General features: G+C 46.8%; 18 protein-coding genes. 10 read left to right on the forward strand and 8 right to left on the reverse strand.

The genetic code is table 11. From position 1 onward, the window contains the following. Positions 1 to 11: 11 nt before the first annotated feature. Complete coding sequence (gene mscL, locus AC5ELV_RS18080) at positions 12 to 506, reverse strand: large conductance mechanosensitive channel protein MscL (protein ID WP_029515947.1); 495 nt, start codon at positions 504 to 506, stop codon at positions 12 to 14. 151 nt (positions 507 to 657) lie between these two features. Between mscL and AC5ELV_RS18085 the strand changes: the two genes are divergently transcribed. Both AC5ELV_RS18085 and AC5ELV_RS18090 read left to right on the forward strand, forming a co-directional pair. Next, positions 658 to 1,101: a carboxymuconolactone decarboxylase family protein gene (locus AC5ELV_RS18085; RefSeq protein ID WP_493431276.1), complete on the forward strand. Its 444-nt coding sequence runs from the start codon at positions 658 to 660 to the stop codon at positions 1,099 to 1,101. Between the two features lie 18 nt (positions 1,102 to 1,119). Next, on the forward strand, positions 1,120 to 2,049 hold the full coding sequence (locus AC5ELV_RS18090) for a sigma-70 family RNA polymerase sigma factor (protein ID WP_493431277.1): 930 nt from the start codon (positions 1,120 to 1,122) through the stop codon (positions 2,047 to 2,049). An 86-nt stretch (positions 2,050 to 2,135) separates the two neighbouring features. Here the strand turns inward: AC5ELV_RS18090 and AC5ELV_RS18095 are convergent, their stop codons facing one another. The 5 genes from AC5ELV_RS18095 to AC5ELV_RS18115 form a co-directional block, all read right to left on the reverse strand. Beyond that, a complete protein-coding gene (locus AC5ELV_RS18095) occupies positions 2,136 to 2,474 on the reverse strand; it encodes a DUF4870 domain-containing protein (protein WP_307352104.1) in 339 nt (112 codons plus the stop codon). A 257-nt stretch (positions 2,475 to 2,731) separates the two neighbouring features. Then, complete coding sequence (locus AC5ELV_RS18100) at positions 2,732 to 3,415, reverse strand: MOSC domain-containing protein (RefSeq protein WP_493431278.1); 684 nt, start codon at positions 3,413 to 3,415, stop codon at positions 2,732 to 2,734. 554 nt (positions 3,416 to 3,969) lie between these two features. Beyond that, the gene (locus AC5ELV_RS18105) at positions 3,970 to 4,251 is read right to left on the reverse strand and encodes a transposase (protein WP_134904816.1); all 282 of its coding nucleotides are present in this window, start codon (positions 4,249 to 4,251) and stop codon (positions 3,970 to 3,972) included. Positions 4,252 to 4,281: 30 nt separating this feature from the next. Further along, positions 4,282 to 5,433, reverse strand: coding sequence for an MGDG synthase family glycosyltransferase (locus tag AC5ELV_RS18110; protein ID WP_493431279.1), 1,152 nt, complete (start codon positions 5,431 to 5,433; stop codon positions 4,282 to 4,284). A gap of 44 nt (positions 5,434 to 5,477) precedes the next feature. Further along, positions 5,478 to 6,515, reverse strand: a complete 1,038-nt coding sequence (locus tag AC5ELV_RS18115) for a serine hydrolase domain-containing protein (protein WP_493431280.1) — start codon at positions 6,513 to 6,515, stop codon at positions 5,478 to 5,480. Between the two features lie 364 nt (positions 6,516 to 6,879). Here AC5ELV_RS18115 and AC5ELV_RS18120 point away from each other — a divergent pair, with 364 nt between their 5' ends. The 3 genes from AC5ELV_RS18120 (at position 6,880) to AC5ELV_RS18130 (ending at position 9,300) form a co-directional block, all read left to right on the forward strand. Further along, positions 6,880 to 7,068: a hypothetical protein gene (locus tag AC5ELV_RS18120; protein WP_007428354.1), complete on the forward strand. Its 189-nt coding sequence runs from the start codon at positions 6,880 to 6,882 to the stop codon at positions 7,066 to 7,068. A 105-nt stretch (positions 7,069 to 7,173) separates the two neighbouring features. Beyond that, positions 7,174 to 7,956, forward strand: coding sequence for a type I methionyl aminopeptidase (gene map, locus AC5ELV_RS18125; protein ID WP_493431281.1), 783 nt, complete (start codon positions 7,174 to 7,176; stop codon positions 7,954 to 7,956). Between the two features lie 831 nt (positions 7,957 to 8,787). Next, on the forward strand, positions 8,788 to 9,300 hold the full coding sequence (locus tag AC5ELV_RS18130) for a GNAT family N-acetyltransferase (RefSeq protein WP_493431282.1): 513 nt from the start codon (positions 8,788 to 8,790) through the stop codon (positions 9,298 to 9,300). Here the strand turns inward: AC5ELV_RS18130 and AC5ELV_RS18135 are convergent. Together AC5ELV_RS18135 and AC5ELV_RS18140 are read right to left on the reverse strand one after the other, a co-directional pair. Then, positions 9,289 to 10,548, reverse strand: a complete 1,260-nt coding sequence (locus tag AC5ELV_RS18135) for a DUF438 domain-containing protein (protein WP_493431283.1) — start codon at positions 10,546 to 10,548, stop codon at positions 9,289 to 9,291. The two genes, AC5ELV_RS18130 and AC5ELV_RS18135, sit on opposite strands and share 12 nt — an antisense overlap. 14 nt (positions 10,549 to 10,562) lie before the next feature. Beyond that, a complete protein-coding gene (locus AC5ELV_RS18140; RefSeq protein WP_493431284.1) occupies positions 10,563 to 10,790 on the reverse strand; it encodes a DUF1858 domain-containing protein in 228 nt (75 codons plus the stop codon). Between the two features lie 235 nt (positions 10,791 to 11,025). Here AC5ELV_RS18140 and AC5ELV_RS18145 point away from each other — a divergent pair, with 235 nt between their 5' ends. The 5 genes from AC5ELV_RS18145 to AC5ELV_RS18165 are packed head-to-tail and all read left to right on the forward strand — an operon-like array spanning position 11,026 to position 15,382. Continuing rightward, positions 11,026 to 11,745 (forward strand): hypothetical protein, encoded by a 720-nt coding sequence (locus AC5ELV_RS18145; protein WP_493431285.1) that lies wholly within the window; start codon positions 11,026 to 11,028, stop codon positions 11,743 to 11,745. Positions 11,746 to 11,786: 41 nt separating this feature from the next. After that, positions 11,787 to 12,188, forward strand: a complete 402-nt coding sequence (locus tag AC5ELV_RS18150; protein WP_493431286.1) for a GntR family transcriptional regulator — start codon at positions 11,787 to 11,789, stop codon at positions 12,186 to 12,188. 41 nt (positions 12,189 to 12,229) lie between these two features. Beyond that, on the forward strand, positions 12,230 to 13,165 hold the full coding sequence (locus AC5ELV_RS18155) for an ATP-binding cassette domain-containing protein (RefSeq protein WP_493431333.1): 936 nt from the start codon (positions 12,230 to 12,232) through the stop codon (positions 13,163 to 13,165). Between the two features lie 2 nt (positions 13,166 to 13,167). After that, positions 13,168 to 14,070: an ABC transporter ATP-binding protein gene (locus AC5ELV_RS18160; protein WP_023986841.1), complete on the forward strand. Its 903-nt coding sequence runs from the start codon at positions 13,168 to 13,170 to the stop codon at positions 14,068 to 14,070. Then, complete coding sequence (locus tag AC5ELV_RS18165) at positions 14,063 to 15,382, forward strand: ABC transporter permease (protein ID WP_493431287.1); 1,320 nt, start codon at positions 14,063 to 14,065, stop codon at positions 15,380 to 15,382. The genes AC5ELV_RS18160 and AC5ELV_RS18165 overlap by 8 nt, the downstream gene beginning before the upstream one ends. Positions 15,383 to 15,460: the final 78 nt, after the last annotated feature.

Below are 15,460 nucleotides of genomic sequence, written 5' to 3' on the forward strand. Positions count from 1 at the left end.
AGTGGGTTGAGTCAGCGTGCTTCCACGTACCCTTCCAGCTTGGAAGTGCAATGTGCGCAACGGGTAGCGGCTACAGGAATTTCGGATAGGCAATGTGGACATTCCTTGATCGTTTTTTCCTGAGGAGGTTTTTCTTCCTCTTTGCGTTTCAGCATGTTAATCCCTTTGACCAGCATGAACACACAGAAGGCCACGATCAGAAAGTCCAGCAGGACGTTAATGAACTGACCATAGGCGAGGACCGCAATCCCTGCTTCTTTAGCCTGTGCCAAAGTCTTGCGTGTACCGTCACCATTTAAAGGATCGGCAGCTTGTAAAGCTACATACAAGTCTGGAAAATTCATGCCGCCCAGAAGTTTACCAATCGGAGGCATGATAATATCGTTTACCACAGAAGTGACAATCTTGCCAAACGCTCCACCGATGATAACACCGACCGCGAGATCAATCACGTTACCCCGTACAGCGAATTCTTTAAATTCTTTTATAATACCTTTTCCGCTCATGTGAGTGCTCACCTTCTTTACATAAAATCATTTATCTATAATACATGCTATGTCAATGGAGGGCAATTCCAAATTGATGTATTACACTTTGTCACAAAATCACATGCTCATTTGTCTTCTATATGTAAACCAATAATGGAGGCGATGTATCGTGAGTTTAAGATTCAATTACAGAGCAGTGAGTCCTAGTACATTCAAGACGATGATGGAGATGGAAAAATATATTTCCGGTCGTTTTGCAGACAAAGTATTGTACGAATTACTGAAAATTAGAGTATCCCAAATCAATGGATGTTCCTATTGTCTGGACATGCATGCGAAGGATTTGCTCAAGCTGGGGGATTATGCTGACCACATTTTGCAGCTAGCCTTATGGCGGGAGGTTCCTTTGTTCACGGAAAAAGAACGTGTTATGCTTGAATTAGCCGAAGCGGTTACTCGTATCTCAGAACAAGGGGTACCTACAGATTTGTATAATCGGGTCAGAGAGCATTTTACCGAGGAAGAATACGTAGATTTGATAACTGCAGTTAACGTGATTAACAGTTGGAACCGGATTGCGATTGCAACAGGGATGTATCCGGGCATTCTTTAATGAACAGGGGGCTATGCTTTGACTGGCAAAGAAAACAGAATTGAACAAGAATCGGTGGATTTAAATCTGGAGGAGCTGTATCAAAGATATCGCAAATATTCTTTTGCCATTGCTTATCGTATGCTTGGAACGGTTACGGATGCCGAGGATGTCGTTCAAGACTGCTTTGTCGAGCTGAAGAATAAGCCCCTGGATGATATACACAATCCCAAAGCCTATGTAGCCAAAATGACGATGAATCGGTGTCTGAATCTGCTGAACTCTGCACGCAAGCAAAGAGAGACCTATGTAGGACAGTGGCTGCCGGAGCCGTTGGGTGAAAGTGCAGATCTCCCTGCGGATTGGTTAGAGCGTAAAGATATGATATCTTACGCTTTTCTGGTGTTACTGGAGCAGCTAAAGCCGATAGAGCGGGCTGTTTTTGTGCTGAGGGAAGCTTTTCAATATGATTACAAAGATATTGCGGAATTGCTAGGGAAGACTGAGAGCAACTGTCGTCAGTTGTTCAGTCGCTCCCGTCGTATTCTATCTTCTGGAGAATCTGCTCTTGAGGCTCAGTCCAGTCGCAATGTGAATAACTCTTCCCGTATAAAACTGCTAGAACGTTTTACAACCGCTTTTCTCGCCTACGATGTGACTGCTATGCTGGAACTACTGGCTGAACAACCTGTATTCGTATCAGATGGCGGAGGTAAGGTGCATACGGTGATGAGGCCGATGGTTGTACGCAAAGGCGTTCTTGCCCTGTTGACTTCTCGTCGGGTATTAACCGTTTTACGAGAAAGAGATGTGTTCTACACCGTCATCAATGGCGAGGTTCAGCTGGCATTTCTGGAAGACGGAAAAGTGAGAGAAACCTTATGTCTCAGACTGACACCGGACGGGGAGCATATTCAGAATTTTTATTTAATGGTCAACCCAGATAAGCTGGGATACATTCATATCTGACAGAAGAAGCGAACATGCAATAAAAGGTAATCATCAAAACAGCAAAAACCTTGAATCCTGCTAAGGATCAAGGTTTTTTGTTGTTTTCACAACTGCCGGGCTTGGTGAAGAGCCAGATCACCTATCCAGGGAAGCTTGAGCCACCTGCCTTGACCCGCGCGAATTAACAGGATGACCCACAATACAAGAACTGCCAGCGTTAGCAGGGAAGCGAGCAGAGGACCGAGCAGCGGAATGAATCCAACCAGCACATGCCCAATCATGAGGGTGACAAACAAAAATACGGATTGCAGCGCGTGAAATAATACGAATCGACTTTTCTTTTCCAGCATGACAAAGGCCAGTGCGCCAATAAATGCGAATAGATAGCACAGGACAGCTGCTATATTTTCATCCAATCCCGTTGAAGACTTATAGACTGACATGTCAGGCATATCCTCCTTTATAAAAGATTCAAGCTAAGTCTCCGTACTATACAAGCTATGAGGACAGGATTGAAGGATATGCCCGATCTCGGTAAAAAAGTTGACTCTACACCAAGGATAAGCGGTCAAGCGAATGGATATACTCGAATTTGGCGATAACCTTTGGACTGCGCTTCTGTCGCATCGCCCACAAGCTTCGCAGATTCGATGTTCGACTGCAGGCAGACGAGCTTGCAGACTCATGAACCACTTCCACCTTACGAATTGCCTGATAGTCTTTCCCGAGAATCCGTTTCGTTTCCCGCCAAACGTTTTAGAAACGTATTTCTCCAGTTTACGGACAATTCTTCCACTTCGAGAATTTGTTTAATACCCTCGATATGATCCTTCTCTTGATGCATAATTCGATTGGCAAATGAAACCGTAATTGCTTTCGGATGGCGATGAAGGAGGGATAGTCCGTCGGCTTTAGAGGCAACTCCCTCTTCCAGAACGCGGAAGTAGAATCCCGTGTAGCCTGTTTGCTGTACCTTCAAGGGCATGTCCGGTACGCCATACTTGATGGACAACTTGTAGCAAGGCTGTCTCGGCTGGCTAACTTGAACGATAGCTTTGCCAAGCTTAAAGACGTCTCCAATGCAAACGTCGGATTCTAGCAAACCCTTTATCGTTAAATTTTCCCCGAACGAGCCGTAATCGAGCGGTCTCCGCAATTCATTTTCCCAGAACGGATAGTGCTCGTAGGGATAGACGCATACAGCTTTCTCTTTACCCCCGTGATGAACTAGATCGCCCTGCCCATCCCCTTCGAAGTTTAGATAAGATAAATACAAATATTCATCTGTGGCCGACTTGAATATCCCCGTAGAAACGTCCTTCTGATTAAACTGGATCTGCTTGGGCATGCCGACATTAAGTGAAAGGATTTTAATAGATGCCATTCGGATCACCCCACTCCAAATTTTGGTCAACGAGTTTTTCTAGATGCTTCTATATACCGCGTTCCTGCATTCGTTCGCCTGCCTGAAGCGAGATTTCTATGATGACTACGCCTTTTTACATTTCGGTAATTTCTCTTTTGACTCTGTTCGTCCCCGTTTCCATTTTACACTCCTCTATGCGCTATTTGCGAATTTTCGATTAGTCTCCGTTAATGTGATAGAGTCCTTTTTGGGCAACTCATCATTCCGGAAGCGATGTTCTCGTTCGGACATACCCGATCTCGGTAAAAAAAATTAATTAGAGAATGTGTATAAAAATACGAAAAGGGCTGAACGAAAGGGATTCGTTCAGCCTTTTAAACGGTTATGCACATGTTTTTCACATGTTGTATACACTTTATCCACCGCATATTAATGTTTATCCACAAAAACAACATGATTTATGCACAAATTGTGCACAAGCTGTAGACAATATATTGATAATTCATAATTTGCACACAGTTTGTCCACAAACTATCAACATATTGGGAGTAATTGTGGATATACTTCCGTAATTATCGGTCACCAGTTTTTAAATGGCGGCGTGGGTGTGTGATTTTACCCATTTTATTCTTGTCATCCTCTTTGGGGATAAGTCGTTCATCCGTACGTCCTTCATGATGATTATCAAAGGCGTATTCGGTCATTTTCCACTCGGAAGTACCCAGAACAACATCAGCGGGAAAATGCTGCCCCCTGTGTAAATGCTGCTCATGTCCATCCTCATCAATATAAACACCGTCCACTTCTACCTTTTCTCCCGTTAGTGGGAGTAAATCCTTTCCTTTGCGTTCCATTGGTATCCCCTCCGTCTGGCTTATTCTTCGTTAATTTGTCCGAACGGAGGTTCTTTTATCCACAAGCTGATGCAAAATATCCTCGGCAATTTGGTCGGCCGGATGAGGTTTGCGAAGCAGCTCAATCGCCTGTGTCATTTCCTCGGCGAGAAAGGGGGTGGAAATCAGGTCGAGACAATGCTGAACCAGCTCCTCCGTAGTGCGAGCGATACGGGCAGCTCCTTTTTGCTCTAAATACAGAGCATTATTTAGCTCCTGACCGGGTACGGGCTTGAACACAAGAATAGGCAAACCGGATGCGATGCTTTCCGAAAGTGTGATGCCGCCGGGCTTCGTAATCACCAGATTGCTCGCACGCATAAGTGCTGGAACAAAGTCCACGAATCCATAGGTGTAAATGTCGGGATGGTCTGCATACAACGCATCTAATTCTACTTTCAGTTGCTGGTTACGTCCGCAGACGATCAGTAGCCGCAACTGAGGAAGCTGGCTTAATTGCCGACAGATATCCAGTATGCCGGATAGTACACCATAGGCACCTGCCATAATGAGCAGCGTAGTAGTCTCAGGCTGTAGCGATGGAATTACCTGTTCCTGAACAGGAGCTTCGTCGGCAGACGTGTTATAAAAAGAAGCGTGGATCGGAATGCCTGTCGCGGCAATGCGTTCGATCGGTATTCCCCGCTGGGCGGCTTCCTGCTGCATATCCTCAGTGGCTACATAGTAGCGGTCAATATCGGGATGCAGCCAGCGCCCATGCAGATCGAAATCCGTAACCACGTTGACAATAGGCAGATTCATTCCCATTTTGCGGCGTAACGCCGGAAGAGCGAGCTGCGGGAATGTATGTACTACGAGGTCGGGCAACTCCTTTTTCAGTGTGAGCGTAAGTTGACGCATTCCGAATGAATGCAACACATGGCCGAAGGCCGATGTAGCCTGCATACCGCGCGTGATGTTATAGACCCATCCATAAAGCTGTGGAATGGTTTTGAAGCTTTGCATATATACAAATTTGGTCAGACCGTTCAACCAGGGATGAGATTCAGCCATTAGGTCAAGTAGTTGTACCTCGCAGCGTCCGAGTCTTCGCAAACTGTCCTTAATTGCCCGGGCGGCCTGTACATGGCCTTCCCCGTAACTGGCGTACAATATTAGAATTTTTGGTGGTGAGACTTCCATGATTGTTTAGCCCCCTATATTCAATAAGCACATTGAAGCTCATTTCAGGAACGTTCCAAGTTGAGGGAGGATACGGCTGGCAAAACGTAACGCTCCAGCAGTGTTCGCGGATTTTTCCAACGGCTCACCTTGCTGTCTGCTGTAAATACCGCGACTGCGTTCGCTTCTGGCACAAGATAAATTTGCTGTCCTCCATGTCCGTGCGCACACGCGTAGTTGATGCCGTGGAGTCGTCCTGTCCACCATTGGAATCCGTAATCCCCGAATTCTGGATAGCCTTCAACCTGTCGCTGTGTCGCCTGATGTAGCCAATCGGCCGGAATCAATTCTTTTCCGTTCCAGCTGCCTTGATGAAGGCAGCAATCGCCGAATTTAGCCATGTCACGCGATGTCAGATATAGCCCGATGTGTCCCATGGTGTAGCCCTCTGGATCTTGTGCCCAACCACTCCTCCCGAAACCTAAGGGTTCGAACAGATGCTGGAGAGCGTACGTATAGGCGTCAATCCCACAGCATTGGGTCAGCAGCACGGACAACAGGTGAGAATCAACACTGCGATATTGGAATACACCGAGTTGATCCTCCTGTACAGGTAAGCGGAGGGCAAAGGACGGCCAGCTTTTGCTGCGATGAAAACGGTGGATAAAAGCTTCTCCGAGCTTTTTGCCCGTCTGCCAATACAAGCCGGATGTCATGGTCAACAGATGGCGAATCGTAATCTGCTCTAGCAGTGTTTCCTTCCGCCTAGGTAAATACTCAGGCAACAGCTTATGCACAGCCGTCTCTGGGCCGGGCATATCACCGCGAGCCATAGCTATGCCGATGAGCGTGGAAGTGAAGCTTTTGGTCGCGGATCGCAAATCGTTCAGAGAGCTTGCTTCATGACCGTTGTAATAGCGTTCCCAGATCAGTTTGCCGTGGCGCAGCAGCAGGAAGCTGTGCATTTTAGGAAACTTGGCTTGAATTTCACGGTCTGCCTGATCAAGTAGGGAGACATTGATGCCCTCCTCCTCACAAGTTCCTATGTTCAGGACAGACATACGGGCAACAGGTGCAGTGAACAGTGGAGCATAGCGGCTCATCCTTTTCCCTCCTTGTTATGTTTATTTATTTTACCCCAAACACATACACTCCAAAAACCGATAAATAAGGTATACCCCCTGTGCAACAGCTGATGGATACCCCAAATGACATGATGCGTAAAAGATAGGTAAAATCAATGTAAATTTACTGGAAAGCTGAAAGCTGTATCTGAATATGTTATAATGGGGTAGTGATTCAGCCAAAAGAAAATCGGTTAATAATAGTGTCAGGTACATGCCTTGCCTAAGGCGTTCCCGACCTAAGCTGCAATTAGACATACTACTTCACTGCATAAGGACATCAATACTTTTCGGCATTCTCTTCAACGGAGCACTTATTTTCAACGTTTTGGGAGGGAGTTACATGGCAACGAAAGGTCACAATGAAGTTAAGGAAAGTCTGCGGGAAATGACTCGAATTTTCCGGCCTAAGGATCCCAAAAAATTTGTAAAGGAATATGTGCGAAAATACCGGATTACAGGAGGGTATGAGGAAGAGTTGACCATGGTGGTGGAAAACGAACTCGGTCGCATAAATTCTTCAGTATCTTAAAGGGTTCGATTACCCAAAAAACTAGAAATACGACTTTTATAAACCGTCTATCCACAGAGGAGACGGTTTTTTTGTGTCCGCCCTGCATACAATGGGATAGGTTTAGTGAATTTGTATGCTCAAAGGAGGCGGATTCCAATAGAGATAGCGATACGAACACCGGAGGAAATCGGCTATATGAGGGAGGCCGGACGTATTTTGGCAGATTGCCATCGTGCGCTGGAAAGTCGTATTCTTCCGGGAATTACAACGCTTGAAATCGATGCTTGGGTGGAGCAGTTTTTAAGCAAGCGCGGAGCCACGCCTGAACAAAAGGGCTATAAAGGTTTCCCTTATGCCACCTGTGCTTCGGTCAACGAGGTGGTGTGTCACGGTTTTCCATCGGAGCGAGTGCTTCATGATGGGGATATTGTGACCATCGACATTGTGGTTAACAAGGATGGTTGGCTGGCTGACCGAGGATGGACCTATGCGGTAGGTAACATTAGCCGCCCGGTAGCACGACTGTTGCGGCAGACCCATAAGGCATTGGTACGCGGTATCGAGGTTGCCCGCCCGGGGAGGACGTTGGGGGATATCGGGCATGCTGTGGAAAAAACGGCAGGCTGGCGGCGGTTCGGCAACGTCAAGCCTCTGATCGGGCATGGCATTGGTCGCCAAATGCATGAGCCGCCGGATGTTCTGCACTACGGTCGTCCCAAAACGGGATTACCGCTGCGCGAAGGGATGGTGATTACCATTGAGCCGGTATTTACCCTCGGAACCGAGGGGGCCGTGCTCTGGGGGGATGATGGCTGGACCATCAGCACAGCAGATGGCAGTTGGGGGGCTCAATACGAGCACACGATTGCGATTACAAAGAATGGCCCTTATATTTTGACCTCATAAAAGAGAGTTATGCCATAGGGAGTCAATGTGCGGGTCGTTTGCATAAGGCTCTCTAGGTAAGTTTTTTTCACACAGAATAAGCGCGAGAATCGCAAAGCTCACAGAAAACAGCCTACCGATAAAGATAGGTTTGGTATTACCGATTAATATCGACCGTCCAATAAAATATTCCACCCAAGGATAAAATGCGACATAGACAGCCAGTATGCGAAGCAATCCTCTGGTTTCTAACAATAGTTCTCCTTCCAATCCCAATACACTCTGTAACACAGGATCGCCAGCAAATCCAAAGGAAAGTAACAGTAGTAGCAGCGGCGACAGGATAGACAAAAAGCTCGCTCAAAAATATCAGCACTTCCCGACGCTTGGACGTATAAAATTGAATGACAATTTGATGCAAAGAGCTGCAAAACCAGACAAATAGATTTAGGATTTGCAGTGCTACAGAAAAGGATGCCACGGTCAAAAGTGGATCAGTTGTATTGTTCAGCGCAGCTTGGATGGAAGGATTCAAGATAACCAGCACTAGCGCCGAATATAGCAAAGGAAGGTATACGTATGGACGAGCTGAATGTCATCCATGCCGTTCGGTGCTTGTTAATAATAAGTCCCTGATATATGTTACGGACAGCTACTAATATGTATAGTAAAGTAAGTGAAAGACCAGATTCCTACGGGCGTCAACCCGATACTCCAGCCTATGATCAATACTACCACCGCCACGAACGTACATAAAATACCAATAGAATGAACGGACTTGCGATCAAGATCAAGATTTAGATTGTCGGTATAATAAAAAGCATAATATTGGAAACTAGGAGTGGAACTCACATGAACATCAGGGAAGCAACGATATCAGATGCCGAGGGCATCGCCAAGGTGCACGTAGATTGCTGGAGGACGACGTATAAAGATATAATGCCTGCCCAGGTTCTGGAACAGCTTTCCTATGAGCAAAGAACAGAACTGTGGAATGCGAATCTATCCAGTGAAGACGGTCATCAGGTATATGTTGCTGAAAATGAGAAGGGGGAAATCATCGGATTTGTGAGTGGGGGTCCGGAAAAGTCAGGTGAATATCCCCCGTATGGGGGAGAAATAACGGCTATTTACGTTTTGAGTGAATACCATAGTTTAGGCTTGGGGAAGAGATTATTTTTACGTCTGCTTCAACATTTTAATAGTATCGATATTCACTCTGTAATCGTATGGGTGCTAGCAGATAATCCAGCATGTACCTTTTATGAAAAGCTGGGGGCCAAACTTATAGTAGAACGACATACTATAAGTTTGGGTGGCAAAAACCTGAACATGGTGGCTTACGGTTGGATACTATTCGGATAGAATACGCTTTTGTCCTTCCAAGGCACGAATGGGTGCGATATTTTGCGTAAATTCCAACGTTCCCAGATAGCGGCCCTCTGCATCACGGATGGCAAAATAACGAATGTATACAAATTTATCCTTGATTGGAATCCAAAAATCTTCAACATCTTTGCGGCCTGCCTTAAAATCTTCCAGCAGCTTCTCAACGACATGCACGCTTTGGGGTGGGTGGCAATTCTGTACGGTACGACCAATGACGGCTTTCGTGCGCGCGAAGATTCGTTCTTTACCATGGGAAAAATAGCGAACAACATCATTTTCATCGATAAAGGTCAGGTCAACGGGTAGATGATTCAATAGTAGTTCCAATTGTTGTACAGATATAATCCCCGTCTCAAATCGCACGAAGCCTTGCGGTGTTCCAGATGTGCCTTCCGTTTGCTCAAGGGCTTCTGCAGGTTCCTCTGCCCGTTCAGGTATCCATTCGCGTTCGGGGGCGGTCAGGCAGAATCCAATTTCCTCGCTTTCTCGAGCTATTTTCAGCCACTCATCCTCTGTCAGCTTACTGAGTGCCATCGGCAGCAAAATATTCTCTTCCTTAAATATCATTTCATTCACTTCGCTCATGATATGGGCAAGCGCCTTCCCAATCTGTTCACGATCCCCGTTATAATCGGCGAGCAGACTCTTCGCCTCCTTAATCGCGGCACGAATGCCGTCGTCCACACCCCACATGACTTTGGTTGGGCCAAAAATTCCATAGCGTTCTAGATAAGGAAAGACCAAATTTTCTTTGCGACTGTAGTGCTTGTCGAGATCCATTAGCAGACTTAAATCCTCAAGCAGCTTGTAAATAACCTTGGGACTGTCCTCCTTTTGAAATTGCTCTGCATGCAATGCCAGCTTAAAGTTGACCAGTCGTTCGATCTCACGATTTTCCAGCTTGAATGTGTGGACAGGATGTCCCGGTTGTTCCTCCGGTCCTGAAGGACGGTGAATATCCTCGATGGAGCCCTTGAAGATCGAAGTATGCACGGAACAAAGACGCTGCACTTCCGATACGGGAATTCCCTCCTCGGTCATCAGTGCGTGCTCCATAGCTGAAATTTCCGCCACACTTACTCCGCCAACAGCCTCTGCGAAACGCGCTTTGACTTCCTCCACGCTTTTCCCGGCATGTAATTCTTTTATAATTTCCTTTAGCGTTTGTTGGCGTTCCGTTAATTCCTGTGCTGTATGTTCACGGTTGTTAATTAGCTCGCTCATGATTGTTAGCTCCTTTATTTTTGAATGGTAAAACCATGTTGCAAAAACGTGCGTTCCACGGTTTCCATAGCTACTTTTTTCAATGCAATACCTTTGGACAGTGTCATAAAACGTCCTGCGGTTTGTAACATACCAGGCTTGGCGATATCGTGAAAACCCAGCTCTACCATAATGTCCTTTACTTCGGGATAACGGCTAACAAGATTAAATATCGGCTCATCCCAGTGCAGTATCTTATCCATTTGTTCATCCCCTTGATTGAGAACGTTTATCATTTACAGAGTAGCATAGGTCCTGACGAGCTATTGTGATTGTACGCACAATTTACATTCAGGTGTTGACAGTTGTAATTCATGGTTTATATACTGTGTATAAGGATATATACAGTAATAACACTGATTACTGTAATAATAACTTCGTATGAAGAGAGAATATGGCCTTCATTACAGGCAGTGCAGAAGGGATCAGGATAAGAAAATGACAATCATCAAGCAGGCATGGAAGATTACCCGGCAGGATTTTCGCAACAATCCATATGTCATGCTGTGGACATTGCTGTTTATTGCGTATTTGGGATTTACCATGAGTTTTGCTGTAAGTGTGCATTGGGATGAACGTGGAAACTTGAGTCCAGTAGCCGATTTTATCATGCTGGTGTTGATTCCGTTTCTCGGATTCATTTATAACCGCCGTTCATTTAAATATCTTCAAGAAGATTCCTATACGCATATGCTAGCCTTTTTCCGCACCTTGCCTATACCGATGAATGCGGTGATTATGAGTCGAATTCAACAGGCGCTTTTGGCGTTTGTTGTGAATAGTGTGATATTTTTTACTCTCTTGTTTACGTTGTCAGCTACGTTTCGGGTATATGCCAGTACAGGTTTCTTTGTATCGTTTGCACTTACCTGGATAGGCTACGGAATGCTGATTCAAGCCATTTTTATTCATTTAGAATTTCTTAAAAAAGGAAAGTCCTACTTCTGGCTATCCATTGTCATCATGTTAATTTGCGGGATGGTATCAATTATAGTTCGAGTTTGTGGGACCAATCTGGTATCGCTAACGGCATTTTACAGCAAGGAATGGCAGCTGTTGTCTCCGGTGATGTGGGGAGCGCTGCTGGCAGGAGCTCTGGGTATGTGGATGTCCTACAGGGTGACACAGCGTAAGCTTATGAAACGAGACTTAACTTAGCGGTATGTGTACAAAGATAGAGAAAAAGGGGGGAGAAGCAGGTGAATATACCAGTGCAAATTGATGAGAATAGCGCGGAACCGCTGTATGCGCAGATTGAAAAGCAACTTCGTTCACTCATCGTAACCGGACAGATTGCAGCGGGAACGCTGCTTCCCTCCATACGTGAGTTTGCTGGGACGCTCCGTTGCAGCGTCATCACCGTCCGGCGGGTCTATCAGGATTTGGAGAACGAAGGCTTGCTTCGTACCCGGCAGGGAACGGGCACCTTCGTAGCTCTGGTCGAAGACGATAAGCGCTCAGGTTACCGCCTTAAAGCAGTGACCGAGGCGTTGGAAACGGCGATTGACACAGGCATCGCTGTACAGATGACAGAACAGGAATTGTTGGAGCTTTTCGCAGGAATGGTGAAGAGAAGGTATGAAGTCCAAGTGAAGGAGTGACGCCCGTGAAGAACGATGTAAACCATCATGTAGAAGTTCCTATGGGGATACAGATAAAAACACCCATTATTGAGATGAGCCAAGTCTATAAAACCCGAGGTAACCGGGAAATTGGACCGATAAATCTAACTATTGAACCGGGATATGTAGTCGCTTTGGCTGGACATAACGGATCGGGCAAAAGTACATTGATTCACCTACTGACTCAGCTTATCCACCCGGATTCTGGTGAAATCCGTTGGTTCGGTCAAGCGTATCCAGACGGTATGCCGGCAGATACACGACAATGGGTTGGGTATATGTCAGAGCAGCCAACCCGTGAGGAAGATCGACTTACAGCAGAAGCAGCAGCGGCTTTTCGAGCCTTGTGGTATCCCGGTTGGGATGAAACACGTTTTCAGCGTCTGATGGAACGATTTCAGGTTCCACGGCAGACGAAATTATCGCGCATGTCCAAGGGAGAGCGCCGTAAGTTTGAGCTGGCTGCTGCCTTGGCGCCTCACCCTCGTTTGTTACTGCTGGATGAGCCTTCGTCGGGTTTAGACCCTTTTGCCTGGAAAATCATGCTGGAAGAACTGCGGGATTGTATGGAGAACGGCAAAACGACGGTCATTATCGCTACTCATATTATAGATGAGATCAAGCGTTTGGCGGATTATATTGTCCTGATGCATGATGGCAGGCTGCTCGGCAAGCTGGAAAAAGACCATTTGCTAGAAAATAGCAAGGAAATGTGGTTTGAAGGCACGCCAGAGGAGGCATCGGAGCTTCCGGGAGTGGTAGAGACGGAGAGCGAAGGCGGATTGCAGCGAATTGTAACGTTGGCAGCCGGAGAGACCAGCGCCATATTGGAACAAGCGGGCATTCGCCCCATCCGTGTGCGGCGTTTGGAGCTGGATGATATTTTAGTACACTGGTCTGCGGGACAACTATCAGAAGATGCGGAGACATACACGCAGAAAAAAGGAGCGGAGTAATCATGAGCATGCTGCAATTGAAAGAGGTCGTGAAGCAATATGGGAACCACACGGCGGTGAACGGAATTTCGCTGAATGTGAACGGCGGGGAGATTTACGGACTACTGGGAGGCAATGGAGCAGGCAAAACGACAACGATGCGCATGGTGCTCGGCCTAATTTACCCTGATGGAGGAAACATTCAATATGAGGGCAAGCCCTACAGCAAGGAGCTTCAGCGGACGATGGGCTATTTGCCCGAGGAGCGAGGGTTGTATCCCAAGGTGAAGGTGAGCGAACAAATTAACTATTTAGGCAGGCTGCGCGGAATGTCGGCCAAGGAGGCGGACAAAAGTCTACGCTACTGGCTGGAGCGTTTTGGAGTGCCGGAATACTACGACAAGCGGATTGAGGAGCTATCCAAGGGGAATCAGCAGAAAATGGGCTTTATTGCCGCTGTAGTGCATCGCCCGACGCTGCTCATTTTGGACGAGGCCTTTAGTGGGCTTGACCCGGTGAACGTTGAATTGCTTAAGGATACGGTGAAAGAGCTGCGCGACGATGGGGCTGCGATTTTATTCTCGACCCACCGAATGGAGCATGTGGAGGAACTGTGCCGCCATATTACGATTTTGCATCGCTCCAATACAGTTGTGCAGGGAAGTGTGCAGGAGATTAAGGGCCGTTACCCACGTGAAAAAGTTCGTCTCATCACTACAGGTGAAGTGAACGGACTGGAGCAGCTACCCGGCGTGCGCCGTGCAGAGCCTATGGATCGCGGCTGGATGCTGCATATTGAGCAGCCGGATGCGGCGAAGTTGATTTTACAGACGGCGTTGGAGCAAACGGACGTAGAGCATTTTGAGATCAAGGAACCTACGCTGAACGAGATTTTCATAAGAGAGGTGGGTGATTCCCATGAATAGACTGGGTACGGTGATCGGTTTTACATTTCGTCAGAAGGCGAGAACCAAATCTTTTATCATTACGACGCTGGTACTGGCCCTGCTCATTACGCTTGGTATGAATCTGCCGTATTTGATTTCTTTGTTTAAAGGAGATGGGGCAGGAGGTTCGGGCACAACGGCAGCCGAGCATCATCGCTTGGGACTGATTGCCGGGAGCCGGATAGAAGTGGCGAATCAGCTGGAGCAATTTACAAAAGATCAATCCAACCCGGCAGCCATCTGGGTGCGTTATGACAGCGTACAAACGCCAGCCATGCAGCAAGCTTTGAAAAACGGGAAGCTGCAAGGTTACGTGCAGTTCACGGAGCCGGCCACCAAGGGAGATGCGTTTCCTAAAGTGGAGTACGTCTCTATAGAAAAAGAGCCATCTCCTGCTGTAATTACATTGTTGCAGACGGGACTTCAGGAAGCTAAGGTCAAAGCCATTATGGGCGGAAATGCATTGACCAGCGATCAAATTCGTGAAATTAGCACACCTGTATTGGTGAATAGCAGGGAAGTAGACGGTCCGTCTGAGGCAGGGGGGGCTGTGGGGACAGAAAAAAAAGAGACCTCTATGATTAACTATGGTTTGGTCTATGTACTGATGATTTTATTCTTCACCTCCTCCATGATGACGGGGAATATGATTGCTGCAGAGGTGACATCGGAAAAAAGCTCACGTATCATGGAGATCCTCATCACAAGCGTCTCACCGTTGACCCAGATGTTCGGAAAGATTATCGGCATCTTCCTGGTCGGCCTGTTGCAAATTGCTGTCTTTGCAGCCGTTATGTGCGCCAACCTTATGCTGCCGCATAATAATGTCATTCTTAGCTCAGCCGGGCTGGATCTGTCGCAACTGAATATCGCGGTGTTGGGTTATGGTCTGGTATTCTACATCCTCGGTTACTTTCTGTACGCAGTATTGTTCGCTGCGGTGGGTTCCATTGTTAGCCGTACCGAGGAGTTGGGTCAGGCGATCATGCCGATTACCGTGCTGTCACTAGCAGCCTTTTATATCGGTATCTTCAATATCGCCGCACCTGATACGATTTTCGTTAAGGTTGCCGGGTACATCCCATTTTTCTCGCCAACCGTTATGCTACTGCGGATTGGTTTGGAGCGGGCGAGCCTGCTGGAAATCTGGCTGTCACTTGGTATTCTGGTCGCCTCCATTTTGTTGTTCGGTTGGCTGGCCGCCAAGATCTACCGTACGGGTGTCTTAATGTATGGCAAACGTCCTTCATTCAAAGAGTTAAGAAAAGCTATGAAGGCTTACAAGATTTAAGAGGCGTTGTTAGTGTGTGGATGTGTGGTGTCATAATTAGTGATAAAATTTTCAGATTAAATGAGAAAAAAATTTCAC

The organism is Paenibacillus sp. NMA1017, from assembly GCF_058895805.1.